The organism is Tolypothrix sp. FACHB-123 (genome assembly GCF_014697075.1).
GTDB lineage: Bacteria > Cyanobacteriota > Cyanobacteriia > Cyanobacteriales > Nostocaceae > Aulosira.
Window position 1 is genome coordinate 57,806 of the sequence record NZ_JACJRE010000030.1, and the last position, 26,414, is coordinate 84,219.

Consider the following 26,414-nt stretch of genomic DNA (forward strand, 5'->3'; position numbering starts at 1 on the left):
CAAATAAGGAATATAAATACAAATTAATATTCCATAAAGTATCTTGCTACTATACAGTAACGGCAATAGCTATTCAGAATTATTTGGTAACTTTTTCTACTAAAAAATGTTACCCATAGTTCCCTCAAATGCTACTTGATTTTCTGTTTAATAAACGTCACAACTTGAGTTAGCTGTTTCTTCAAACTATCAATTTCTGCTTGCATCTTGGCAATCTTTTCATTGAGCAATTCAATTTCCGCAGCAGAAGCAGATGATTCCGCAACAGCAGGTTTAACTGCTCCATTACCAGTATTAACAGTCGCACCATTAGCATTACTAGCAATCGGTGCTGAAGCATGATGAACAGTCGCACCTGCTCCAACCAAAGTAGGTTCTGGGCGTACCTGTTTAGCTTTTGTCATTGCGGATTTAATCGCCCCGATGAGTTGCTTTTGATCGAAGGGCTTACCCAGAAATTCAAAATATTCAAAGGGTTCGGGAATTTTCTCCGTTACCTCTTCCTTACGCCCAGACATCATGACTAAGGGAATTTTCCTTAACTCAGGTTGGGATTGAATATGTTGGAAAACTTCCCAACCACTCATTTTGGGTAAAAGAAAATCTAACATGATCAAGCTAAATTTTTCTTGCAGGATGTAATTGAGTCCTTCCATCCCGTCTTTCGCTTCTACAACCTCGAAATTGCCAGGAGGCAACATTTCTCGTACTTTTACTCTGACGACTGTGGTGTCATCAATAACTAAGATTTTATTACTTGCCACGACTGATTACTCTAACAAAAACTATGGATGGATATGGCAATATTGCCGATTGACCTTGAGAATTATCCCACTATATCCAAAATTTCTTGTGATTGGGGGATAGTATATTCCGGGATAAGATGATGTAACCTGATGTGTTGGAAAAAACTTCTGCTTATATTCTTTAAAAATTGTGTCATGGTGATATTTAAGGCTTTTACCTTGCCTTAAAGCATAGGAAACTTGCCCCAAAGTACCTTCGGATCTTGCTTGGATTTCTATGACTTCGTCACAACAAGCCCAACTCAAGTCAGAAATTATGGCTATGCCCAGCTGGCTGCGTCGTCCAATCGGCAAAGCCAGTGAAATCTCTACCGTACAACGCATTATTAAGCAGCGCCAAATTCACACAATTTGCGAAGAAGGACGTTGCCCCAATCGTGGGGAATGTTATGCCCAAAAAACTGCAACTTTTTTACTAATGGGCCCTACTTGTACTCGTTCTTGTGGATTTTGTCAAGTAGATAAAGGTCATGCACCAATGCCTATTGACCCAGAAGAAGCGCAAAAGGTGGCAGAAGCAGTGCAGCTTTTGGGATTACGTTATGTCGTGCTGACTTCTGTCGCCCGTGATGACCTAGCAGATCAGGGAGCAGGGCATTTTGTCCAAACAATGGAAACTATTCGCCAGTTGAACCCAAAAACGCAAATTGAAGTGCTAACGCCAGATTTTTGGGGTGGTGCTGGGGCTGGGGAAGAAGAACAACGCCAACGCATAGCGATGGTTGTCAAGGCGAAGCCAGCTTGCTTTAACCATAATATTGAGACAGTGCGACGTTTAACCGGGCCAGTGCGCCGGGGAGCCAAGTACGATCGCTCTTTGCATGTACTCGCAATGGTCAAAGAACTTAATTCCTCAATCCCTACTAAATCAGGGTTAATGCTAGGACATGGGGAAACCGTGGATGAAGTTCTAGAAACAATGGCCGATTTACGTGCCGTAGGATGCGATCGCCTGACGATTGGTCAATACATGCGACCATCTTTAGAACATCTACCAGTACAAAAATACTGGACTCCCGCAGAATTTGACGAACTCGGCAAGCAAGCATGGCAGATGGGATTCAGCCATGTCCGTTCCGCGCCCTTGGTGCGCAGTTCCTACCATGCTGGAGAAGGGGAATGAGGCAGGGGGCAGGAGGACAAAGGACAAGGGAAATAATCAATGCCCAATGCCCAATGCCCAACACCCATACACAAATATTTTTAAAGAATCTGGGCAAGAGGGACATCTGTTTGGTATGTCTTAAAAAGTCCTGAAATTTAGGAGAACAGACTAATGGCTGATAAAACTGCTAATTCCCCTGTGGCTGACAGTGGCGCTAAACCTCCGTACCCCTTCCGTACTGGTTGGGCATTGTTTTTGTTAGCGATCAACTTCTTAGTTGCCGCTTACTATTTCAATATCATCCAGTAATTAGAAGCTGAATGGTGCTGCTCAAATCGTTCCTTTGAATAAACCTTTGGGACGAATGAGCAGCACCAAAATCATGATCAACAGCGCTACACCTTGTTTATATTGAGAACCTAGTAAAGGGGTGCTGATTTCTTGAGCTATGCCAATGATAAAAGCTGCGGCGATCGCACCATAAGGGTTACCAATTCCCCCCAAAATTACGGAAGCAAATAAGGGCAATATCAAAAACCATCCCATATTGGGGCGCACAGCCGTAATTAGCCCGTACATACTGCCCCCTAAGGATGTCAGCGTGCCCGCAATTAGCCAAGTCCAAAAAATTACTCGATCTACATTAATCCCGGAAACTCTGGCTAAATCCAAATCATCGGCAACGGCTCGCATCGCTTTGCCGATTTTTGTGTTTTGTAATAGGTAGTGCAGTGCCAAAATTGCTAGCACGGCTAAACCCAGTACCAATAACTGATTTTGCGGTACTTTTAAACCTAAAACATCTAAAGCTGGGGTTACAGGTAAATTGTAATTTTGGTTTTTACCACCCCAGATGAGAATAATGCCATTACGTAAAAATAAGGCCAGTCCGATAGATATAATAATCAGGGTAGTGGAAGTAGCACGCAAATTGCGCATTCTTGACCACAGCAATTTTTCGGATAACAGCATTGTTAAGACTGTCCCCGCTGCGGCTATTATCATTGACAACCAAATATTTATACCTGTGGTATTCACTAACAGGGTTAGATAAGCTCCCAAAGTCAGAAAATCACCGTGGGCGAAATTTGACAACCGTAAAATCCCATAGGTGAGGGTAAGTCCAACTGCGGCGAGAGCAATAATACTTCCCACAGCAATTCCGTTGATAATTAATTGAAAAATTTGTGTATCCATAAGTCTTAAGTTGATCTTAAGAAATTCCAGGGTGAGTGATTTCGTACATTAAATTGTGGGATCTTCGTCACATTCGACACTATTAGGCACTATAGGTTATGCTTTATAAATAAAAACAAATGTGCGCTAGTATACATGAAATCCTGTTCGCACTCTTGTGCGAAGCTAAACTTGTTCAGCGGTCTAGTTGACCATGCAGCAGTATTCAAGCTTACCAGAACAGAACTCTCCGATAGATGCAACTCCAACACTTTTGACCACAATCCAGCAACTTAGCACCGAGTTGTGGCTAGAGCGTAGCTTGAACCAGTTGCAAAGCGATCTCAACGATTGCCTGCTTTCTGCTTGTAATACTTTGCCACAGCAAAGAAGCACAGAAGCAGAAATTTTCCAAATTTTGGTCAACGATCTCAACCATGCTTTAAACAGCAGTAAGGTGGCGATCGCTCTGTTCCAACCGCAAGAAATAACTGGTAGAGTCTGTTATGTTTCTCCATCGTCATCCCGGCGATCACAACTTCCACATTTAGAAACTATTTCTAAAAAAGGTAAAAAGCTACGCTTAAGATTAGATGAGCCGATAGAACTTGAAGATTTACAGCACCTAGAGCATCAACAACCGCCAAGCGCTTGGCAGTTGAGCGATGATTCTGGGGGAATGATTGCTTGGCTAATTATTGCCACAGCTTCTAAGAGATTGGATGGAGATCCCACCAAAGCCTTAGAAGCGCAAATGAAGCCGCAATTGGTAGCACGAGCCGTCAATTACTGTAATGTCGCCTTAGCACAGCTCAAACAACTTCAATCTTGGCAACAAAAGTCGCAATATTTGAGTAGTTCTAATCGAGAATTGGAACGTACTAATCAACTAAAAAATCAGTTTTTGGCTAATACCAGTCACGAAATCCGCACCCCGCTAAGTTCAATTATCGGGTTCACTCACCTGTTGTTAGCTCAGAGTTACGATCCTACAAAAGAACGTCATCAAGAATATTTAAATATTATTCAATCGAGCGGTAAGCACCTGCTAGCGCTCATCAATGATATTTTGGATCTTTCTAAAATTGAAGCCAATCAGCTAGAAGTTGAGTGGGGAATTGTCAATGTGCCGACACTATGCCGGAATGTGATGGCATTAGTGAAGGAAAAAGCTGCCAATAAAGGTTTAAAGCTGCTGTTAGATATAGACCCCAATGTCACAACTCTCGTAGCCGACTCTTTAAGGTTGAAACAAATGTTGTTGAATTTACTATTCAACGCGCTTAAGTTTACAACTACAGGCAGTGTTGGTTTAAGAGTTTTGGCTAAAGGTAGTTTTGTCCATTTTACAGTTTGGGATACTGGTGCTGGTATTTCTCCAGAAGACCAGGCAAAACTGTTTCAACCCTACTTCCAAATTTCTAACTCCATAGTCGCTCGTCATGAAGGTACTGGTTTAGGTTTAGCAGTGACGCGTAAACTCGCAGAAGTTCACGGTGGTTCTGTGGAAGTTGAATCGGAGCTAAATCGCGGTTCGCGTTTTACAATTATCCTTCCTCTTAATCCTGTTGGGGATTTAGAAGGAATTGAAGGTGAAGTGTCTGATTTATCGGCTTTACCACCGATTATTCATGCTCCTAGCTCTTTTATCGACATTTTGCTAGTAGAAAATGACTTAAACAACGCCAAATTGATGCAGATTTATTTAGAAAAATTAGGCTATCAAGTGACTTGGGCGAAAAATGCTGCGGAAATGTGGGAATTTTTGGAAACTCTCACACCAGCAGTAATTTTGATGGATGTGAATCTCCCGGATGATAGCGGTCTGAACTTAGTGCGCCAACTGAGAGAAAATCAGCAGTATAGTGAAATTCCCATTATTGCCCAAACAGCAATGGCAATGACAGGCGATCGCGATACTTGTCTTGCTGCTGGCGTGAATGACTATATCTCTAAACCGATTGATTTACCTTTATTAGCTAATTTAGTAGCAAAATATAGTAAACCTGAGTAATTCCTAATTAATTACTAGTTAACTGGCTATTTGGAGTTGATGCTTTTGCTCAAGCAAAAGATTATGTTTAATTTGGGGATTATTTTCGGGAATAAGCTGAAAATTAACATATTCCATCACTAAGGGATGAAGGGAAAAAGTAGCTGCTGTTGTTTCAATTAGCGATCGTGCTTGCAAAGACTCCAGGTTTGTTAAGAGAATTTGGGTTGAGATGGAAGAAGTGAGTTGCGATCGCCTGTTTCTAAGTTTATTTTTTGTAAAATATCTTGAGAGACTCAGTTAGATTAACAATCCAGTACCATAGATATATTTGCTGCGGGCTACCCCATTGGTGAACAGCCATGTCAGAAACAACTCTACCTGCGCCTTTGATTGAAATTCCCCCTACTCAAGCAGAACTTCCCTATGATGATGGTGTCCCAATGGAAAGTGCAAGGCATAAAGCTCAAATGGACTTGCTGATAGATGCCTTAATTCCTTGGTTATCGCACCGAGAAGATGGGTTTGTAGGCGGTAATATGTTTGTTTACTACAGTCTGGCGCAGGTGCGAAACAAAGACTTTAAAGGCCCAGACTTTTTTGTGGTGTTGGGTGTCCCCAAAGGTGAACGCAAAAGTTGGGTAGTTTGGGAAGAAGGGAAAGCACCAGATGTTGTAATTGAGTTGCTTTCCGAAAGTACAGCCACCGCAGATAAGAATGAGAAAAAGCTGATTTATCAAAATCAAATGCGCGTGCCAGAATATTTCTGGTATGACCCGTTTAACCCAGATGATTGGGCGGGTTTTTCGATTCAACAGAGAGTTTACCAACCTTTAGTGACAAATGACCGCAATCAATTGGTCAGTGAATCCTTAGGGTTAGCTTTGCAGCGTTGGCAAGGAAATTATAAAGGGATTGAGGCGACTTGGTTACGCTGGGCGACTTTGGACGGCGAATTATTACCAACTCCTGAAGAATAGGAATATCAACGGGCTGAACAGGAACGCCAACGAGCAGATAGGGCTGAGGCGCAGTTGTTGCAAACGGCGCGTAATTTACTGGCTGGTGGAATGACGGTGGAACAGGTGGCGAGAGTTACAGGATTGGATTTAGAAGCGATTGCAGCATTAATCTCAACTTCTGAGCCGTGAATAAAACACTCTTGACCTTTGCTAAGTAAAACTATTGTATGGTGTATGACATAGTTGTAATTAGCCATTTTTTATTCGTCGTTTTCCCGCGTCTTCCTCGTACCTGATTCGTAATTCTCTATCAATAGACCACTCGCTGGTTACGGGTTACCAGTGACTAGAATAGAATTTGTTGGGTGCTATAGGATTGCGGTAGGCTAGAAAAATGACAATAATAGAAAAACTTGAGCGGCTAAAAGCTATCTTTGCGGAAATGGAGCAGGCGCTAATTGCTTACTCTGGGGGTGTTGATAGTACTTTGGTTGCTAAGATTGCTTATGATGTTTTAGGCGATCGCGCTTTGGCTGTGACGGCTGTTTCTCCTTCGCTATTGCCGGAAGAATTGGAAGATGCGAAAATTCAAGCGGCAACTATTGGGATTCCTCATCAAATTGTCCAGACAAACGAAATGGACAATCCCAATTACACCTCAAACCCTGTCAATCGCTGCTATTTCTGCAAAAGCGAGTTACACGACACTCTCAAACCTTTAGCTAGAGAGTTGGGTTATCCATACGTGGTAGATGGAGTTAACGCCGACGATTTACACGATTATCGCCCAGGAATTCAAGCAGCGAAAGAAAGAGGTGCGCGATCGCCTTTAGCAGAAGTTGGTGTGAGTAAAATGGAAGTCCGCCAGCTTTCCCAAGAACTGAGTTTACCTTGGTGGGATAAACCAGCGCAACCTTGTCTGAGTTCCCGCTTTCCCTATGGTGAAGAGATTACTGTTGCGAAGTTACAACGTGTAGGAAGAGCAGAAATTTACTTGCGCAAGCTGGGGTTAAAGAATTTGCGGGTGCGTTCGGAAGGCGATACAGCCAGGATTGAATTACCGCCAGAACAAATTAAAGAGTTTGTGTTAACTACGGATTTACCGCAAGTAGTCTCTGCTTTTCAAGAGTTTGGGTTTATCTATGTAACCTTAGATTTAGAAGGTTATCGCAGTGGTAAATTGAATCAGGTTTTGTCAATAGCGATCGCCAATAGATAAAGGGTAGGTTTTCAATAGTCAATAATCAATTGATTTTGCAGGGTTTATTACTGCTCATTGGTGTCAACTTAACGTGAAACCCTCTTGGTTGCAAGGTTTTGCCCTCACCCCCAGCCCCTCTCCCTGAAGGAGAGGGGAGCAAGAGATTTAGTTCCCCTTCTCCTGGGGGAGAAGGGGTTAGGGGATGAGGGCGAGGGTTTTTGTACAACACTCGCCGTATATAGCTTTTAGCTTAAGTTGACACGTATGATTACTGCTAAACCCCGACGAGATGTGTGTATTTTGCAGGCGATCGCCCAATAGCGATCGCAGCAATAAATTATTTTTTGTTTATTTTTGATGTATAGGAATTTCAATTGTAAACTCTGTACCTTTGCCCATAACAGAGTTACACTTTAATGTACCATGATGTTTTTCAGTAATGATTTTATAACTAATAGATAAACCTAAACCAGTTCCTTTCCCAATAGGCTTGGTGGTAAAGAAAGGTTCAAATAATCGCTGTTGTATAATTTCGGGAATTCCGCAACCATTATCGCTAATCTTTATTAAGATATTTTGATATTTGGTTAATAAAGTTGTAATATTAATTCGCAAATTTTGAGGTTTAGGTTGCGTAAAAAATGCATCTTCTAAAGCATCAATAGCATTAGCCAAAATGTTCATCAATACTTGATTCAGTTGTCCTGGATAGCATTCTATAAAGGGAAGATCGTGGTATTCTTTAACAACTTTTATTTCTGGACGTTTGTCATTAGCTTTGAAGCGATGCGCCAGAATCATTAAAGTACTATCGATACCTTCATGAATATTTACTACTTTCATATCTGACTCATCTAAGCGAGAAAAATTGCGCAGAGAAAGCACAATTTCTGTGATTCTATCAGCACCAACTTTCATGGAATTTAGTAAGCGGGGTAAATCGCTAATGATAAAGTCAATATCAATTTGTTTTGCATGAATTTTAATTTCTGGGACGGGTTGGGGATAATGCTGTTGGTAAAGTTCTAGTAATTTTAGTAAGTCTCGGAGATATTCATTAGCGGGGGTAAGGTTTCCAGAGATAAAATTAACTGGATTATTAATTTCATGGGCAACTCCGGCTACTAACTGGCCTAAGCTAGACATTTTTTCACTTTGTACTAGTTGGCTAGCTAATTGTTGGGCTTCTGCTTTTAATTCTGCTTCAGAATTGCGTAATATCTCTTCTGCTTGTTTACGCTTGGTGATGTCGTGGAGAATGACAATGTATTCTTGAAAATATTGATGGGGACGATCGGAAATTGCTATTTCTAAAATTTTGCTCTTGGTGTTGTGGGTGAAAATTTGTTCGCTGCGTTTTGCCCATTGTTGGGGATTTGCAGCTAATTCCGGTAGCAATTTGTTAAGGTGTTTTCCTAACAAATCAGATGGATTAATATTAAATAATAATTCTGTGGCGGGGTTTGCTTGGTTGATAATCCCTTGTTCATCTGTGACGAGAATAGCATCTTGAGCAATTGTAAATAGATGTTCAGCGGCTTCTCTGGCTTCAGCGATCGCCACTACTTGGGGTAAACTTGTCCAACAGGCGATCGCAACTCCTACAAAAGCAATAGTCATTAGTAAGACAACAAATAGATTTTCGCCTTCCCGATTTGTCGTTTGATTCAGCTGAAAACCAAATACCCAACCGATGGTAACAGTGCTACACAACAGAAAAATCAGGATGCTTACCTGAAGCATTACAGAATCTTTGATAATTATCGCCGGACGCGATCGCTCATATTTCATCCACCAAAGGGGACGAAAAGGTGGAAACGCAACGCTGTTAACTATAGCATCAATACTAATAATTCCTAGGGGCAGCAATAACCCCATAATAAATTCTCGCCATCCCCAAGCTAAACCACCGACGAACAAAATTGCTACTTCTACCAGTAAAATACCTAATGTAATTCGCGGAAATAACACTTGTGGTTTATCCCGTTGTAACCAGATTCCTAGATGTACCGCCATGATCGAGATAAACCAGCCAACGTTACCAACAACAACAATGGCGGCGACATTTCCCCAAATTAAGCAACCCAGGCTAAGTACTAGTGTTAAGGCTAAAGCCGGGCCAAATACACCCCGCCGAGATACTACGGCAAACACTGAGGCAATATAATGATCCCGTGATAGTTGATATAAAATCCGCGAACAATTAGAAACAACTGTGGCACAAGCTAAAAGACAAGAAGCGCTGAGTAAAAAGGTGATAATTAAAGCAGACCCATCTCCCCAAAAGGGTTTGGCAGCAGCAAGCAAGTTCAAAAAAGCACTATCTTTGAGGTTAGCATCTGTAGCTAAACGCATTACTACCCAGGATGCACCTAAATAAATTGGTAACATTAACCAAGCAGCAACTTTGAGACTGAAGAGAGTTTTGTGAGGATGACGGCTGTCAGCAACAAAAGAAGCAGCAGTTTCACAAGCATAAGTGGCATAGGTAACGTAAAGAAACCACTTAGCCCAATCTCCAAAGCTAATTAAGGATAAATCTTCTGGGAAAAAGCCAGGGCTAGCGGATGAGAAAGCTAACCAGCCAAGTCCTTGGGCAGAAAAAATCAGGAGTAAACCAAATGCTGGGATAACAAAAAATAAATGTAGAATACTCAGGGCACGAGTGCCACTAAATGCCAAAACAAAGGGAAGTAAGGTTAAGCCAATTTCTAACAGTAGCTTAGGACAGCTAATACCCAAAGCTGCTAAATTTACCTCGATTAAATCTGTCAAAACAATGGCGTTAACTGGTAAAACCGATACCCAACTGAAATAATATCCCAATGCAGCATAGCGGGCTAAACCTGGATATCGCTTCAGCAAATGACTGGCATAATTAGGAGTTCCGCCAGCGATATTTTGCAAGTGAAATCCTAAATGCTGCATTTGATAGTTAAGTAACATCCCGCACAGAACAGCCGGAATCCAGACAAAGATAGCTTGGGAACCTAATGCTGCATGAATTGCGGGAATTACTGCTATCCATAGGATATGACCTGTTAGACCAAAGCCCCAAGTTTCAACTGAACTTAAGCTTCTAGTTAAGTTTCCATGCAAAGATGGGTTAACAGGATCGCGATCGCAATTAGACATGATGACAGAATTGGGAATAATCTAGTTCTTTCACTATCTAGAGTTCCCATTTATCTGGGAGTAAAAGCGCTTATAAGCTGCTAGCGTAATAAAATGTCAGCAAAAAAGTTTATTATCAGCATGGGTGGCAAATTAATTGTATTTGAAGGGGTGGAAGGCTGCGGTAAGACAAGCCAAATGCAGCTTTGTCAAGCGTGGTTGCAAAGTCTTGGTGTTTCTGTAGTCTTGACGCGAGAACCAGGGGGAACAGAATTAGGTTTAGATTTGCGCCGCTTGTTGCTAGAAAAGGTGGATCATAAACCAATCGCCCAAGTGACAGAATTATTGTTATATGCTGCTGATAGAGCGCAACATGTGGAACAAGAACTTAAACCATATTTAGCGCAGGGTAAATATATTTTATGCGATCGCTATGTGGAATCGACCATTGCCTATCAAGGTTACGGTCGGCGGTTAAATATGAGTTTAATTGACCAGCTAAATTATATTGCTACTGGGGGTTTACAAAGCAACTTGACTATCTGGTTAGATGTGGATGTAGAAGTCGGATTGGCGCGTAAACGTGGCACAGAAGCAGCTTTAGACCGAATTGAACAAGAAACCATCGCTTTTCACCAGCGCGTACAGCAAGGATACGCAGATTTAGCCGCCGCTTTTCCCGAAAGAATTATTCGCATTGATGGTAGCTTGAGTAAGGAAATTGTACACCAAACGATTCAAGGCATTTTGCGCGATCGCCTATTGTTAGGATAGGGGCTAGGGACTAGAGGCTAGAGGCTAGGAAGATAAATAACAAATTTCCAATGCCCAATGCCCAATGCCCAATGACGCCACTTGCTTTAAGCCGGGAAACCCGTCCAACGCAGTGGCTCCCCAATGCCCCATGCCCCATGCCCAATGCCCCATGCCCAATGCCCCATTTCAACCACTTTTAGGACAGCAACAAGCGATAGAATTATTAACTCAGGCTGTGAAGCAAAAGCGTGTCGCACCGGCTTATCTGTTTGTGGGGCCGGATGGGGTGGGACGGAGTTTAGCAGCACGGTGCTTTATTGAATTCCTATTTGCGAGTTTTGTAGAGACAAAATTAATTTCGTCTTTACATAATCGCTTGCTGCAAGGTAACCACCCAGATGTATTGTGGGTAGAGCCAACTTACCAATATCAAGGACAGTTACTCACAGCCAAAGAAGCAGGTGAGAAAGGTGTGAAGCGGAAAGCACCGCCTGTGATTAGGTTAGAGCAAATTCGGCAAATTACAGAATTTCTTGGTCGTCCCCCTTTGGAAGCACCAAGAAATATTGTAGTGCTGGAACAAGCAGAAACTATGGCGGAAGCAGCAGCGAATGCGTTACTAAAAACTTTGGAGGAACCAGGACAGGCGACTTTAATTTTAATTGCACCTACACCTGATTCTGTGTTACCAACATTGGTATCGCGCTGTCAACGCATTCCTTTTTCTCGATTAGATGAATCTGCTTTAGCTCAGGTGCTAATTCAATCCGGTCATTCAGAGGTTTTGCAAAATCCCCCATTGTTGAGTATAGCCGCAGGTAGTCCAGGAAGCGCGATCGCATCTTATCAGCAACTCCAATCTATCCCCCCTGAGTTACTGGAAGCTGTGAAAAAAGCACCATCATCCTACCGTCAAGCGCTGGAGTTAGCGAAAACAATTGATAAGGGTTTGGATACAGAAGCACAGCTATGGCTAGTTGATTACCTTCAGCAAATATACTGGCAACAATGGTATAAACCAGAGATAATTAAACCACTAGACAAAGCGCGTAAAGCCTTACTTTGCTACGCCCAGCCGCGTCTTGTTTGGGAATGTACTTTATTATCGTTGTATCAACAATGCCATAGGTAAGATTATTGACGGGTGTAACGATGCTTAACGCCTATGGGGAAATATTCTGGATCGCCTGTGGGAGCTAATGCAAGTTGTGGCGTTTGATATTCTGGGGGAACGTAATTAGCAAATTCGCTATTGAGGCGCAGCAATTGGGAGAGAATTGAAGATGCGATCGCTTGTTTTTTATCTTCACTAGCTTCAATTCCTGGTGCTAACTCCACAACTATGCATAAAAAGCGGTTTTTGTCTGCATCTTCTTTGACTTGCAAGACAAATTTACCTGTTACCCATTGGGAAATTGGCGATCGCTCTAAGCCGACTGTGACATTTTCTGGGTAGATATTGGCACCAAAGTAAGAAACTGTAAAGTTAGAACGTCCAAATACATACACAAACGGTAGGGGACGAATTCCTCTCGCTGGTTGAGATGTAATGCAGATATCTGGATGATGGATGGGATCGAATCCCCATGTTGCTAAAAATTGCAGCATGGCGTCATAACTAATAATGCCACCTGTATCTAAAATGTTATAACGCACCAAGGGAATGCCATTATTCCCAGAAAATAGTAATGTGCGATCCTCAACTTCAAAAAAGCGGCTGATGGGGTCATATTGTATCAAGGTTGGTAGCCGCGATTCACCAAATAAGGCTTTGGCTGCATCGGGATTTTGAGCTAAGAAACGGCGAATGCAGATACTTAAGGGTGTTTCATTCCCTAATACACCTGCGTCAGCTGTTCCGTAAAGGGATGCGAAATCATAACAGGGATTTGACGCACCTATTCTTTCTGCAACTAAACTGCGCCATTCTTCACTGAAGACTTCTCCCGCCATGACTAACTTGATATGATATTGCTGCCATTGCACGCCATTAGCAATACCCGTATCAATGACATCTTTCAGAAATGGCGGATAGCCTAATAAGACAACTTGGTCAAATCCTGCGCCGAGTTCCTGAACTACCCGGAAGATTTCTGTTTTATTATTTCCTGGGGTAATGACTGTGATGGGGTAACCTTTACTCGCCAGATAGCGACAGCAATTAGTGGTAAACATTCCCCCTACCCATGTACCCAGGGTGAAGCAAACTACTGCTAAGGTGCGTTTGGTATCTGCATAAAAGCTGTCGTGAAAAATTTGCTCAAAGCGGGTGGCGATTTGCAGTTCATCGCTGAAAAAACGCGGCCAAAATGTGGGTTTACCTGTGGAACCGGAAGAAGCGGCTATCATATCGCATTCGGATAATTGCCCATTGCGGCACAAGTCTGTGAGGGGATAGCGGGAGATATAATTATTTTTGGCGATCGCGGGTAAATTTTGAAAATCCGCTAAACTCTGGATTGTTGTGGGATCGATTCCCTGTTGTTTGAGAAAAGCTTGGTAAGCTGGGACATTTGCAGCGACATCGTGAAATAAAGCTAAAACTGCTGATTCTGTTGGTGTTTGTAGATGCTGTTGTAGCAAGGTGTCTAGGGGTGTAGACACAAAATCACCAAAGGCTGTAATTGCTTTTTGCTGTTGTGATCTGCTGTTCATGAGTAACTAGCAAATTAAATTCAGTAAATTAAATAAATTAATTAAATCCAACTTTCTACAGGAAATTCCCTGACTTGACGCATTCTTTGAAAATCGCTATCTGATGTTACGAGAATTAATGAATGGCGTAAAATGGTAGCTGCAATCCATATGATTACTTTGCGGATATAGCAATCCGATTTGAGTTGCAAACAGGATTTTTTATAAAACCGCCTTTGCGTAGCGTCTCGCAGAGAAGACGCCAAGGACGCGGAGGAAGAAAAAGCCGAGAATGTTTATAAATCATTTAGGATTGCTATATTACCTTCCGTATCAGTAATCAGTTCTTGAGCAAAAGGGTATTTATCAGCTTGCATGAGGTTTATGATGTTGGTAGTCATAACTTTAGGGTTAATAGATATAGTGTGGCTTGAGCAAATGTATTTGTGAAACTTTACTCTTGAGTAAAAGTCCAGCAAACCGAACTACTAATACCAATTCAATATAATTCAATATGAAGATGTGCCCCATGCCCAATGCTCATGAAAATCATTGCCTACAGTTACACTGACCCTTTATTAGAAAATCCCCCTGATGCTAATGATTGGGGATGGGAAGTGGATCGAGTGTACCACGATTTGGGAGGGCGAGAGTCCTTTGGACAAGCTGCGCGATCGCAATTACAACAATTATTAGCTGACTGCAAAGCTGAAAGCGGAATTTATCTGTTAATTCGGCGCTTGGAGGAGTTGGGTGATACTGTTAAGGAAGTAAGCGATCGCTTAAATGAATTAGAAGGAATGGGTGTAGTAATCATTGCTACAGAACAGCCCTACACGTCTGAAAAAGGCAATCTCCGAGCAGAATTGCTGAAATTATTCCAAGAAATTCAACGTCAACAGCGCAGTCGGCGTATTCGCCAAGGACACGCCCGCAGCCGTTTAGCAACTGCGCCGCCACCAGGTAAGCCACCCTACGGATACCGTCGCACTAAAGATAAATACATTGTTGACCGTAGTACATCCCCGGTAGTAAAAGATTTTTTTGACCAATTTTTACTTTATGGCTCCTTGCGGGGTGCTGTGCGTTATTTAGCCAAAAAATACGGAAAAAAAATTTCTGTCACCACAGGGAGGCGCTGGCTAACTAATCCAGTATATCGGGGCAATACAGCTTACTTGGATGGGGAGATTATTTCTCATACCCACGTTGCGATTATTTCTTTGGAAGAAGCCGCCCAAGTTGACCGACTTTTACGCCGTAATAGTCGCTTACCATCCCGCACAGCTAGCGCACCGCGTTCTTTGGCGGGTTTAGTTGTCTGTAGCCAGTGTCAATCTCATATGAAAGTTACTCGCGTCACCCAACATCGTCAAGAAAAAGAGTATCTTTATTTACGTCCCATTAGCTGTCCGCAAAATCCCAAATGTCGGGCGATTGCTTATGAGCAAATTTTGCACAAAACAATTAGCAAAGTTTGTCAAGAATTACCCCAAGCAGTAGCGGGAATGAATTTTCCCCAATTAGATGCAATTAAGAATAATTTAGTAGATGCGATCGCACGTCAACAAGAAATACTTACTCAATTACCCCCATTAGTAGAAACCGGAGTATTAGATACAGAAACAGCAAACCTAAGAGCTTATAAACTCCGCACAGAAATTTCTGCACTCCAAGCTAAGTTAGCTACTTTACCACCAGTTAATTTACGTTCCGTTGCTGTTGCAGTTTCTATCCCACAATTTTGGTTAGATTTATCCGAGTCCGAACGCAGATTTTATTTTCGAGAATTTATTCGCCACATTGAAATTGTTCGCCAACAATCCGAATGGGATTTGCAAATCATTTTTATATTTTAAGTTATTTGTTATTGGGCATGGGGCATTGGGCAGAGAAACTAAGTCATTTTTTATTTATCCTACTTATCCCTTCACTGACTGAGCGCAGTCGAAGTGAGCCGAAGTCCTGCTCCAGATTTATCATGGATAGAATCTGCACTTTGTAATTAAATTAGCCAATTTTGAGTTTTTCAAACTACAAGTCAGAGAAGTTTAATTGATAAACTGATATTGACAGTTAATCTTTGCAACACTGTAATTATCAGTTCCTGAAACAAGAAAACATTAAAATATTCTAGTTGCTTCAATAAATATCCAACATTTAAAGACTTTGAAGATACTTTTGAAAGTTGCAAACACAGGATACCCAGAGAACTTCAGACCAGAATATTTGTATGATTTATATCTTTCTGCCGCAAAATATTTTAGATAAAAATAGAGTAAAAAAACTTAGGCAAGTTTCTTAAAAAAAAAGATTACTATTCGGAAAAAATGAGTTAATTTGGAATCTAGCAATTGCTAAACACACAGGTTATTACTGGGTGGCAACATGAGAGATTCGCTTTGATCTCTATGTAATCAAACCAGCAAGCAAAATGATTATCATAGAATATGCAAGAAGGAAGCTTTATTTGGGGTCATCTAGGAAAACAACATCGCACAGTTGACAGATTGATTGATGGCGTCTGGCTAATTTTCTTGTTATTGGCAGCAGTGTTACTGTTTAGCGTCAATCTGGGAGGAGTTGCACTGCGCGATGGAGACGAAGGGATTGTGGCACAAGTCGCTCGCGAAATTTTTCGTGCCCCAGCAGGTTCTATGGCTTGGCTTTACCCAACACTCGGAGGTGAACCTTATCCATACAAACCGCCTTTAATGCATTTACTAGTTGCTTGGGTTTATCACCTCAAAGGTGTGAATGAATGGAGTACGCGGATACCAGGGGCAATTTTAACAGCTTGTTCCGTACCTTTACTGTATTGCATTGGGCGAGAGATATTCCGTCAACGTTGGGTAGCTATCTATAGCGCGTTGATTTATTTGACAATGCTACCTGTGGTGCGTCACGGACGGTTGGCGATTTTAGATGGTGCAGTCGTCAGCTTTTTGATGGTGATGATGTTGTGTGTCTTGCGATCGCGTCGAGATTTGCGTTACTGTTTGGGCATTGGTATTGGCCTAGGCTTGATTTGCCTAACCCAAGGAATTTTTGGTTTATTGTTAGGTGCGATCGCAGTTGTATTTTTATTGTGGGACACACCACGACTGCTCACTTGTTACTATCTGTGGATAGCTATTGGCATCGGTATTTTACCAGCCTTTTGTTGGTATGGTGCCCAGCTTCTACATTACGGGCATACTTTTCTCAAGATGGCTTTTATCAATCCAACCATCAATCAAATTGGCATCGGTTTAAAAGACAATTTTCAACTCTCCTGGTTTCATTTCCAAGAAATTGCCCTGTGTGCATGGCCTTGGCTACTGTTTGTACCCCAAAGCTTACGTTTAACCTGGGAAAATCGCAATCTTAGCTGGGCAAAACTCGTATTGGTATGGATTGGCGTTTACCTGGTGATTATTCTTGGTATGGGTAGCAAACTTCACTGGTACTTATTACCCATTTATCCGGGTTTAGCTTTAGCCTTAGGTGCGCAAATCACAGAAACAGAAAACTTACCCTTACTCACATCCTATCCTCGGTCGTGGATTGCGGGGTTATCCTTAATGGCTTTAGCTGGTTCTGCGGGGAGTATTTTTTTTAGTGCTGGTGCAACGCCAAAAACAGACTTACAAGTAATTAGCGCAGCGGTTGCCTTAACTATGACCCTAGCAGCCATTTACGCAGAACGAGGTGATGGACAATTCCTGAAGATTCTCTTTTGGGGAACTTATATTTCCCTACTGTTGTTGATGAAAACCAACTATTGGGTGTGGGAATTAGGGAATGCTTACCCAGTCAAACCCGTTGCCAGCATGATATTACAGGCAAATCCGAGCGTTAAACAAATTTACACTTCATTTCCCTACAGCCGTCCTTCCTTAGATTTTTATAGCGATCGCAAAATTACTCCCGCTACCTTAGGAGAATTAGAATACTATTGGCACTACAAGGGGCAATCTTATTTCCTCATCAATGAATCGGCTTACAAAAGTTTGCGTCTCAACTCTGTAAAAATCATCGGTCAAGCAGAAGGTTGGAAACTGATTACAAGAGATAGCAAGCGGTTATGAACTTGTAATCCCAATTTGCAATTAAGAAATTTAGATGCAGCATTATTGTGAAGGCGGCAAAATAATCTGCAAACCATATTTGGGAGCAGTAGCTATAACTTTTTCAATATCTGCGGGACTAACAGTGGGTGAGTGCTTAATATCTATCGCGGGTACACCGATTTCCATGAAAAATTTTTCTGCACCAGCAGGCGCTACCCAGCACAGCAACTTGACAGGCTGGGTAGTATTATTTATCAACCTGTGGAGTTGACCTTTGGGAGAATGGAGAAAAGTACCAGGCGTTGCTACCACTATCTCCTCCCCTAGCTGAACTTCCAATTCTCCCTCTTGAATATAAAAAGATTCGTTCTCGTGACTGTGAATATGCGGTGGTGTCCCACTCTGTGGTTGCATGATAATTTCTACTAAAGCATAGGTTTGTCCAGTATCTTCGCCCACTGCTTTAAAAGTGTACAAATCTCCCAGCACCCAGTATGAATCACCTTGTCCGGATTGCTGCACTACTCTTGTTAAATTAAATGTCATTTTTATGACCTCACACTTTATTTGCTAACTGTTTCTCTACCATATTTCAAGACTTTTGACATCCAAACTAACTCATCCATAAACCTTTCCATGCGGCGAATGTAAGTTGATTTATCAATTAAATTTCCTGACTCATCAAATAATTGCTGCACGTTGGCAAAATTTAGGTCGTAAAAAATCGTTACTAAACCCAATTCCCGCATTACAGGTAAGAGATTTTGGATTACCCTGGTACCGCCAAAGGAACCAGAGGAAACTCCACACAGTCCAACAGGTTTATGGATATATTCTTTTAAGCAGGTATCCAGTACGTGCTTGAGTAAACCTGGATAGCCGTGATTGTATTCTGGTACGACGATGATTAATCCATCTGCACGTTCTATAGTGGCAGAAAACTGAGGGTCTTTGATGGATTCGCCTGCATCATCAGTAGGGATGGCGATATTTTTAATATCAATCAATTCAGTATACAGGCGATCGCGCGCAGCTATCTGCTCAACCAAAAATCTCGCCACATATTCACTTTGACGACCTTTACGCGGAGTCCCCAGAATCGTCGGAATAAATAAAGACGAATCTAGCATAATATCTTTATCCCCAAATAATCTTAACTACTCAACTTCGCCGCACCAAAAGTAGCATTATACTTACGACACAAAATACCAACTGATTTATAATCAGCTAAATTAATATTAGTAGGAATAATATAACTTTGAACGCCGCTATATTTTTGTAAGGGAGCCAGAATTACATAATCACCCTTCTTTAAGGGATAAGAAGGTGGCTGAGTTGAACCAATCACATTATCTGAACGATGCAAAATTACTACTAAATCCGGGCCGGAATCAGAAGTTTTAAACGACTGTCCAAGTTCTAAAGTAGATTTACCTTCTTTGGTGGTAATCCTGACTGTACCTTGAGTTTTGTGTTCGCCGGAAACAAATGAACCCGACTGAATAGCAAGAGAATTTTGCGCAACGACTGACTTATTTAAAGACTGTGCTGGAGTCAAAGATACAGGAACAGATGCATTAACAACAGCCTGCTGCTTAGCTACTTGTCCAACACACCCAGCAATCGTCAAAGTAGTAGTAGTTAATATAAATAAGTTTGCTAATTTCATAATTTAGTATAATCTCCATTATTTGCTAATTCAGCACTATTCAGTTGTGCTTGAGCTTTGTCTATAAATAATTCTTGCTTGAATTCAGTTGCAGCAAATTATATCCATCTAAAAATTAACGTCGATAAAACTGATATTTCGGCTATCAGTTTCTCAGGACATTCTCAGCAAAATTTAATTTTTCAGCAGATGTTGACTAAATTTTAGGTTGATTTAAGGAAAATTTCATAATATTGTTGTATACGAACATCACCTATCTCTAGTAGAATCTTTTTATCAAATTAATGTTGCAATAGCTAAACTTAAAAATTTCTGAATGGAAATTTTTAAGTTTGATAATCAAAGTTTCTTGATTAGATACAGAATTTATCATTCAATTTTTTGAAATTATTTTTGCTAAACCATGTATCAAGCATCCATGAGCAAAGGCAAGGATTGTGTAACATTGTTGCAAAACCAAAAATGGCAACGCGAACAACGGATAATAGAACTTTTATCCTCATTAAACTATCGCACTGGCGAACTCAATTCCTATTTGCATAACATCGCCTGCGGAGTTAGCGAACTAATAGGAATAGATTGGACAGTTGTTACCTATTGTCAAGCAGGATTTGAAACTATACTAGCAAGTAGTATAGAAATGGCTCAAGATGCGCCCCATGTTTATGCATTACACGGTCAGTTGACTGGTACAGTCATGCAAATTAAGCGCACATTAGCTGTTGAAGATGCAATTGCTCATCCAGAATATGGTAGACCAGCACCAGGTTATCGAGCATATTTAGGAATACCTTTACAAACTACTGAAGGTCAAGTCTTTGGGACAATTTGCTCTTTTCATCGCCAGGTGCGTGAATTTACTAATGATGAAATTAAAATTGTAGAACTATTTGCTGAACGTGCAGCTACAGCAATTGACCACTATCATCTTTATCAGCAACAATGTAAATTTAATCAAATATTAGAAGCTGAAGTTGAAAAACGTACAGCAGAGTTACAAGCAGCCCAAGCTAAACTATTAGAGCAGGAAAGATTAGCCGCAATTGGTGAATTTTCTTCGATAATTGTCCATGAAATTCGTAATCCCTTAACTACCGTAATCATGGGATTAAAGTACTTTAAAAAAACTATCCTCGCTGAAGCTGCACAGGAGCGTTTAGAATTAGCACTCAGTGAAGCTAGTCGGCTAGAACGTCTATTAAGTGAAATTTTGCTTTATGCCAAACCTCAAGTATTACAACTGCGGGAATTAAATGTTAATGAATTTATTGATGATTGGCTGCTGACAACTAGTGAAATGCCTGAAGCTAGAGACAAAAAAATTGAATTTACTCCAGCATTATCGACAGTAAAAATAGCAGGCGATCGCGATAAGCTCAAACAAGTTTTAATTAACATTATCCGCAATGCTTGTGAAGCAGTTCAAGCCGGAGATCTTGTTAAATTATCAATAGATACTTCCCGCCATGATGCAGTTATAATTAATGTCCATAATGACGGAAATCCTATTTCACCGGAAATCCTATCCCAGCTTTTTCAACCATTCTTTTCCACAAAACCTGAAGGTACAGGATTAGGACTAGCGATTAGCAAACGTATTGTTAACGCTCATCATGGTAAGTTATGTATTCAGTCTCAGCCATTAACAGGAACTACAGTCAGTATTCAACTCCCGGTTGTTCCCTGAGCAGACAAGAATAAATCGAATTTGTTGACGAAAAATACTAAAATGAGTAAGCAATGAAGCATTGAGACTGAAAATAAACCAGTCAATGGTGCTTTGTCTTCTAGCTGGAAATAAAAGCAGAAATTAGCATGATTAAAATTCGCGGAATTCTTAAAACTGCTCAAACAGTACAAAAAGAATTGCAGAATGGGTTATCTAATCAAAAAGTTGCTGACTTTCAAACATTAATTAAAACCTCAGTAGAAACAATTGAGAAATTATGCAATCAAGGGAAAATTACCCCTCACCAGCTACCAAAACGTTCTCGCGAAGCTTATTTTTTTCTCAAAAGTATTGATTTGGATAATTTACCCGTTGTTTCTACCGAAGTTGATCAAACTCCAGTAGCAAATATCAGTATTAAAAATATCAAAATACAACAAGATACTATTTTAGAGAACATTTTTAATTTAGCCTCAATCCCTAACCCAAACTCGATTGCAATCGCACAAATAAATCAGGATTTAGTCAAAACAGTCGCCACAATTGAAAATTTCTGTTCTCATCATCAAGCAACACCAGCTAACCTAAATCAAACATCCCGCCAAATCTACTCATGGATGAAGTTTTTAACATATGAACAAAATCTGCAACTTCACATCAAAAGTACTTATCGGGTGCGACATATCGCTCAAGAAATGTTTAAAAAACATCAACAAGAGTGCATCCAATTCAAGATTAAATTTACGAATTTGGCAGGATTATATAAAGGAAGAAAATCAAGCACCTTTGCCGATTTGGTAATTGGCGAAGGGTTTATTAATGCACCAGATGAAGTTTTACATGCTGTGGTAAAATCAGCACTTTTTGCTAAAAGTCAAGCACATACACAACTTATTCGTTCTTTTGCAACTTCCGAAGAATATAGTAGCGTACTGCTAATGGTGGATTTAATAGCTGAAGTAATTTCCGAAAATCCCCAAGGTAAATTTTATAATTTAGATAATTTATTTACCAAATTAAATAAAGAATATTTTGCGGCAAATCTTGCGAAACCGCGCCTAGTATGGAGCAAAATTAATACTTATCGTAAATTTGGACATTATGAACCAGCCAGAGATAGAGTAGTCATGAGTTTAACTCTCGATGATGGCAGAATACCTGAGTTTGTGACCGAGTTTGTTTTATTTCATGAATTACTACACAAATATCACGGTACCAAATTGGTAAATGGAAAAAGAATGGTACATACTCCAGAGTTTCGCGCTGATGAAAGTCAATTCAAACTATACGCAGAAGCTCAGAATTGGCTACAAAAGTTAGCAGTTGATGGACGCTATTAACTGAAAATAAAGTCCGCCGCAGCGGACTTTATAAATTTACCAACTACTTCCAATCTTCCCAATTTTGGTTAAAAATAGAAGTATCAGGAAAAGCAGTAGGATTGCCATTTTCCTTTAAAAGACGTTTTAGCGCTTCTAATTGCGGTTCGTATTTGGGTAAATCGTCTACTAATTGATAAGGTGCGATCGCATTTTTCAAAGCAAAAGCCACAACAGTCCCCGCAGCCGCACCAGCAGACCATTCAAAGGAATGTACTCGATAAGCCGCCGCTGCAATATGGCTAGTTGCAATACTTTTACCGCCGACAATTAAATTGTCAATTTTCTGGGGAATCATGGCTCTGAGGGCAATTTGGAAGGGATAAGCCTGACCTGCGCCGCGTCTTTCCCCAGCACGTTCTGTATTCCCAGGTGTTTCCGGTGGGCTTTGTGTCATGCAAGGATGGAAGTCAATTGCGTAGTGACCGATACCTACAGAGTCCGGAAAGATCGTAGAACGAGTCCGTCGTAAAGCTTTGTTTGGGTCAATTTGCCCAGTCAGTACCGAAGTCGCCTCTAAACCTGCTAGTGCTGCTCTTAACTGCCGATACATATCTGCGGGCAGGGTGTTACGATAATATTCATCATTATAGTTGCGGCGAGAAATATCAATTTCCCAAATCCCAAAGCCAGAAGCTTGTCCCCAACTAGGACGACCAATAATCCGCCTTCCTTCCCGCATATAAGGATATTTCGATAAACCAGACACCGTCCCCATTGGGGAATTTATTCCTGATAACAGGCGGTGATTTGGTTGCGGCTGTTTCACCCCATCCCCTAATTGAGAATCTGTGGTTCCCGCCACTAGCCAATAATAATAGGCAAGAGCATTTTCTTCACCTTTACGTAAAGCATCTGTGCTCAGTCCCCCCATCCAGCCACCGGGTTGCAACTGTCCACTACTTTGCAACTGTTGGCGAGTATAAATTAAATTATCAGCAGCAGTTCCCGGACGGTAATCATTGCCCCAAGTCCAGTTTTGCATGGAGATATCCCCAGGCTGAGAAGCAGTAAAATTAACACCGCCAAACTTTGCTGGCTGTCCTTTCTTCGGACTCCAAATGCGACGATAGGTAAAAACTAGGTCAAAATTTGCCAACCGCTGCAATTCATAGCTGAAATATGGGGCGTATTGGGGATAATAGGAAGGCATAGTTTGCGGTTGCGCATCCTTAGTCGCTTCCATTGCAAAGGTGTAAGTAAAACCCTGAGTACAATAGGGGTCATTTTCCGTGCTAGATGCAGAAGGTTCTAAGTAGGAACGTGCATCAATACCTAAGCGGTAGGGAACATCAGCCAAACCAATAATTTCCCCAGTTTCGCTGGCATCTACAACATACCAATTTTTTGTAGCTGTTTTGGGATTTTGCTGCGGTACAAACCGGATAATAGTTTTAGTTAGGCGTGATGAATTGGCGTAGGTATAAGCATCTTCAATGGTTTGAGACAAAGGATAAGTATTGAGGGGTGCTGCACCTTTGACTGGTTGATGTTGAATCGCGATCGCACTATTAATTAGTTTGCCATCAGCGCTAATTTCTAAATCCTTAATTACCGTGGTGGGGAACCATTGTAATTTACCTTTCCCCCTTTTTTCTGCATCTTTGAGCATCTGAGCTAAAATGTTGTGTGCATCACGGGGGAGAAAACAAGAATCACTCACCCAACAATCCCCAGGGTTAAGTTCACCATACTTACGCTCAATGCGGTTGCGCAATTCCAGATAACCGCGAGAATAGAATTGACGCGATCGCTGGGTAGGGCGTTCGTCTAACGCAGAAGTTCCTTGTGCAGAAATTTGTCCCCCTAGCCAGTCGGTAATTTCTGTCAAACATACATTCCTTCCAGCTAGCAAACCCTCATAAGCTGTCGCAGCACCAGAAAGTCCACCACCCACAACTAAAATCTCACAATTTACAGTTTGATCTGGAGTTCTCGGTGGTGTGGCAAATATAGCCGAATATGGCGCAAGCACCACAGATATTAAACTGAAACTAATCAGTGATTTCTTTCCATAAGCTAATTTTCGTCTACACTTCATTTTGGAGAATCCCTTCAAATCCAATATCACCTGTAGACGGTAGCACTTGATAAATGTTTAGCCAAGTATTTTTATTAACATACATCCCCATGTGCGATGTATACCCTGCGGTATCGACTGCGTTGAAGGGTAACGTCTTTGACGATCGCACTTACAATGCACCTATAAAAATCCTCACCCCCTAGCCCCTAAGCTTTACCCTCCTTAATATCCAGCAACATAATAGATATAGTCTGGTTGTTTCATCGCCTGCAAAACCTTATAAGTGGAGCGCAGCATAAACAACACAGCAGCCGTGACTAAACCAATTACCGCACAATCTGGACTAATGACATTTGCTAAAATATAGCCCAAAGTCAAATTAACTAGCAAAGCAGGGATAATACTTTTAACTACCATAGCTGCTTGATTTAGACTAAACAGCAATATTGCATTCAATAAACCGATGACAAAAAATAAATAACCTAAGCAGCCAAATAAAGACTGTAAAGTTGTCTGTACGCTCCATGTTGCGGGTTTGAGAAATAGAAATGAACTAGACACGCATAGCCCAAAAAATATCACAGTTAAACCAACAGTTAACCAGTAGCGATACAATATTTTTTGCGAGAATTTAGCAAGTTTTTCCACATTTAAGTTTTTTGAATTACCAAACCAGTAACGCATAAATCGGTAACTCAAATATTCTACCAGTGGCACCAGTAACAGAAAATTTACCAAAGCTAAATCCATCGCCTGTTGATAGTCAGCATTTATCGCAAAAACTAGCCCAGAAGCCGGATTGACAGCCCAACCTGCCACCATGCGATCGCCAAAAATAAAACTAAAATAAGCTATACCATAAAAGAAATAAGGAGCTAATAAATATACCAACGCACTCAAGCGAGGTAAGGGAACTTTCGCGCCACTACTCTGACCTGTTTTTTTATCTTTACCAAATCTAAAACCAACTAAGCAAACTACTACTAATAAAGTGGCAAACATACTAATAATTTGGGCAGTTAGGGCATCTAAATTCACCCAAACCCTTAAAAACACAAATAGTATGCTTAACCCCAACATAATTAATGGTGTACACCAGCGTAACTGAATCCCCAAAGCTGCTAATAGCATCCAAAGTAAACTCAAAACCAGATAATATAAAGCAGCCAGTATTAAATATTCATCAGCAAACTGACCTTGATAAAACCCAAACCATAGCCCTAATAAACCTACAATAATACTAGTAGCTGCACCTAAATAAATAATCGGCAAACAAACTCTTCGAGCTTGCATCGGTTCGCCCAATTTTAGATAAAATTCTCCCCTCCGGCTAATCATTTGTACAAATCCACCACTAATAGTCAGACTTGCCATAGTTGCGAGAGTAATTAATGAAGCCAGTTCCGGCGGTAATAGTTGAGATTGATTATCTATGTGGAGAGATTCTAAAAGTAATATCAACAGCAACGGTAGAGCAAAAACAAAACTTTGGGAAAATTGCTCAATAAATATTTGCATCTCTTTCAGAAGATTACGCCAAATCTTTTTCTGCGGTTTGGTGACTTTCGCTGCTAAAGAAAAGTTATGATTTTCATAAACATACTTACCCAAAGATAAAGCATCACTAAAACCAAATTCCTGCTGAAGAACTCTATCTGTATAACCTAAGGATTCTATAATTGCCGTAACTTGCCAAAAATCAGCAGGTGCAGAACTTATTTCTTCAATAGCGCTAACTAACTCAAATAGTTTATCATCTTGCGAAATCATAATTTTATATTTACATCAAATCTGAAGAACACTATTAAGGGCACAAAATATTGTGCCCTTAAGATTATTTTTATCTCACAAATTGGCGCGAATTCAAAGCTAAAT

Annotated in this window: 21 protein-coding genes and 1 pseudogene; 11 read left to right on the forward strand and 11 right to left on the reverse strand. The window is 40.9% G+C overall.

The window, feature by feature from the left end:
• Positions 1-131: 131 nt before the first annotated feature.
• Positions 132-764, reverse strand: coding sequence for a PleD family two-component system response regulator (locus H6G41_RS19695; RefSeq protein ID WP_190747872.1), 633 nt, complete (start codon positions 762-764; stop codon positions 132-134).
• Positions 765-1,023: 259 nt separating this feature from the next.
• On the opposite strand from H6G41_RS19695, the gene lipA reads away from it, so the two are divergent.
• The gene (lipA, locus tag H6G41_RS19700; protein WP_190747873.1) at positions 1,024-1,929 is read left to right on the forward strand and encodes a lipoyl synthase; all 906 of its coding nucleotides are present in this window, start codon (positions 1,024-1,026) and stop codon (positions 1,927-1,929) included.
• Positions 1,930-2,082: 153 nt separating this feature from the next.
• Entirely contained in the window at positions 2,083-2,220 is a 138-nt protein-coding gene (locus tag H6G41_RS19705) for a photosystem I protein PsaX (RefSeq protein WP_096596945.1), read from the forward strand.
• A gap of 21 nt (positions 2,221-2,241) precedes the next feature.
• Here the strand turns inward: H6G41_RS19705 and H6G41_RS19710 are convergent, their stop codons facing one another.
• Positions 2,242-3,108: a branched-chain amino acid ABC transporter permease gene (locus H6G41_RS19710; protein ID WP_190747874.1), complete on the reverse strand. Its 867-nt coding sequence runs from the start codon at positions 3,106-3,108 to the stop codon at positions 2,242-2,244.
• A 193-nt stretch (positions 3,109-3,301) separates the two neighbouring features.
• Between H6G41_RS19710 and hrmK the strand changes: the two genes are divergently transcribed.
• Positions 3,302-5,101: a hybrid histidine kinase/response regulator HrmK gene (gene hrmK, locus H6G41_RS19715; protein ID WP_190747875.1), complete on the forward strand. Its 1,800-nt coding sequence runs from the start codon at positions 3,302-3,304 to the stop codon at positions 5,099-5,101.
• Positions 5,102-5,119: 18 nt separating this feature from the next.
• Here hrmK and H6G41_RS19720 read toward each other — a convergent pair whose 3' ends face one another.
• A complete protein-coding gene (locus tag H6G41_RS19720) occupies positions 5,120-5,278 on the reverse strand; it encodes a hypothetical protein (protein ID WP_190747876.1) in 159 nt (52 codons plus the stop codon).
• Positions 5,279-5,442: 164 nt separating this feature from the next.
• Between H6G41_RS19720 and H6G41_RS19725 the strand changes: the two are divergent.
• Positions 5,443-6,231: pseudogene (locus H6G41_RS19725) on the forward strand (Uma2 family endonuclease).
• A 205-nt stretch (positions 6,232-6,436) separates the two neighbouring features.
• Entirely contained in the window at positions 6,437-7,261 is an 825-nt protein-coding gene (gene larE, locus H6G41_RS19730) for an ATP-dependent sacrificial sulfur transferase LarE (RefSeq protein WP_190747877.1), read from the forward strand.
• Between the two features lie 330 nt (positions 7,262-7,591).
• Here larE and H6G41_RS19735 read toward each other — a convergent pair whose 3' ends face one another.
• Positions 7,592-10,378 (reverse strand): ATP-binding protein, encoded by a 2,787-nt coding sequence (locus H6G41_RS19735; protein WP_190747878.1) that lies wholly within the window; start codon positions 10,376-10,378, stop codon positions 7,592-7,594.
• A gap of 120 nt (positions 10,379-10,498) precedes the next feature.
• Between H6G41_RS19735 and tmk the strand changes: the two genes are divergently transcribed.
• Entirely contained in the window at positions 10,499-11,131 is a 633-nt protein-coding gene (tmk, locus tag H6G41_RS19740) for a dTMP kinase (protein WP_190747903.1), read from the forward strand.
• Positions 11,132-11,282: 151 nt separating this feature from the next.
• Positions 11,283-12,245, forward strand: a complete 963-nt coding sequence (gene holB / locus H6G41_RS19745) for a DNA polymerase III subunit delta' (protein ID WP_190747879.1) — start codon at positions 11,283-11,285, stop codon at positions 12,243-12,245.
• A 2-nt stretch (positions 12,246-12,247) separates the two neighbouring features.
• Here holB and H6G41_RS19750 read toward each other — a convergent pair whose 3' ends face one another.
• Complete coding sequence (locus H6G41_RS19750) at positions 12,248-13,768, reverse strand: phenylacetate--CoA ligase family protein (protein ID WP_190747880.1); 1,521 nt, start codon at positions 13,766-13,768, stop codon at positions 12,248-12,250.
• A gap of 521 nt (positions 13,769-14,289) precedes the next feature.
• Between H6G41_RS19750 and H6G41_RS19755 the strand changes: the two genes are divergently transcribed.
• Together H6G41_RS19755 and H6G41_RS19760 are read left to right on the forward strand one after the other, a co-directional pair.
• Complete coding sequence (locus tag H6G41_RS19755) at positions 14,290-15,606, forward strand: recombinase family protein (protein ID WP_190747904.1); 1,317 nt, start codon at positions 14,290-14,292, stop codon at positions 15,604-15,606.
• A 591-nt stretch (positions 15,607-16,197) separates the two neighbouring features.
• Positions 16,198-17,817, forward strand: a complete 1,620-nt coding sequence (locus tag H6G41_RS19760) for a glycosyltransferase family 39 protein (protein WP_190747881.1) — start codon at positions 16,198-16,200, stop codon at positions 17,815-17,817.
• A 42-nt stretch (positions 17,818-17,859) separates the two neighbouring features.
• Here the strand turns inward: H6G41_RS19760 and H6G41_RS19765 are convergent, their stop codons facing one another.
• From H6G41_RS19765 to H6G41_RS19775, 3 genes are read right to left on the reverse strand one after another with little or no spacing between them, the layout of a single operon-like run.
• Positions 17,860-18,345 (reverse strand): cupin domain-containing protein, encoded by a 486-nt coding sequence (locus H6G41_RS19765; protein WP_190747882.1) that lies wholly within the window; start codon positions 18,343-18,345, stop codon positions 17,860-17,862.
• Positions 18,346-18,362: 17 nt separating this feature from the next.
• Entirely contained in the window at positions 18,363-18,929 is a 567-nt protein-coding gene (locus tag H6G41_RS19770; protein ID WP_190747883.1) for an NADPH-dependent FMN reductase, read from the reverse strand.
• Between the two features lie 23 nt (positions 18,930-18,952).
• A complete protein-coding gene (locus tag H6G41_RS19775; RefSeq protein WP_190747884.1) occupies positions 18,953-19,468 on the reverse strand; it encodes a DM13 domain-containing protein in 516 nt (171 codons plus the stop codon).
• A 418-nt stretch (positions 19,469-19,886) separates the two neighbouring features.
• On the opposite strand from H6G41_RS19775, the gene H6G41_RS19780 reads away from it, so the two are divergent.
• Both H6G41_RS19780 and H6G41_RS19785 read left to right on the forward strand, forming a co-directional pair.
• The gene (locus H6G41_RS19780) at positions 19,887-21,155 is read left to right on the forward strand and encodes an ATP-binding protein (RefSeq protein WP_242037982.1); all 1,269 of its coding nucleotides are present in this window, start codon (positions 19,887-19,889) and stop codon (positions 21,153-21,155) included.
• A 128-nt stretch (positions 21,156-21,283) separates the two neighbouring features.
• Positions 21,284-22,477: a SprT-like domain-containing protein gene (locus H6G41_RS19785; protein WP_242037983.1), complete on the forward strand. Its 1,194-nt coding sequence runs from the start codon at positions 21,284-21,286 to the stop codon at positions 22,475-22,477.
• Between the two features lie 43 nt (positions 22,478-22,520).
• Here H6G41_RS19785 and H6G41_RS19790 read toward each other — a convergent pair whose 3' ends face one another.
• From H6G41_RS19790 to H6G41_RS19800, 3 genes are read right to left on the reverse strand one after another with little or no spacing between them, the layout of a single operon-like run.
• Complete coding sequence (locus tag H6G41_RS19790; RefSeq protein ID WP_190747886.1) at positions 22,521-24,557, reverse strand: FAD-dependent oxidoreductase; 2,037 nt, start codon at positions 24,555-24,557, stop codon at positions 22,521-22,523.
• Positions 24,547-24,708 carry a hypothetical protein gene (locus tag H6G41_RS19795; RefSeq protein WP_190747887.1) on the reverse strand — a complete coding sequence of 54 codons (162 nt, stop codon included), beginning with the start codon at positions 24,706-24,708 and terminating at the stop codon, positions 24,547-24,549. The genes H6G41_RS19790 and H6G41_RS19795 overlap by 11 nt, the downstream gene beginning before the upstream one ends.
• Positions 24,709-24,761: 53 nt before the next feature.
• Positions 24,762-26,309 carry a hypothetical protein gene (locus tag H6G41_RS19800; RefSeq protein ID WP_190747888.1) on the reverse strand — a complete coding sequence of 516 codons (1,548 nt, stop codon included), beginning with the start codon at positions 26,307-26,309 and terminating at the stop codon, positions 24,762-24,764.
• Positions 26,310-26,414: the final 105 nt, after the last annotated feature.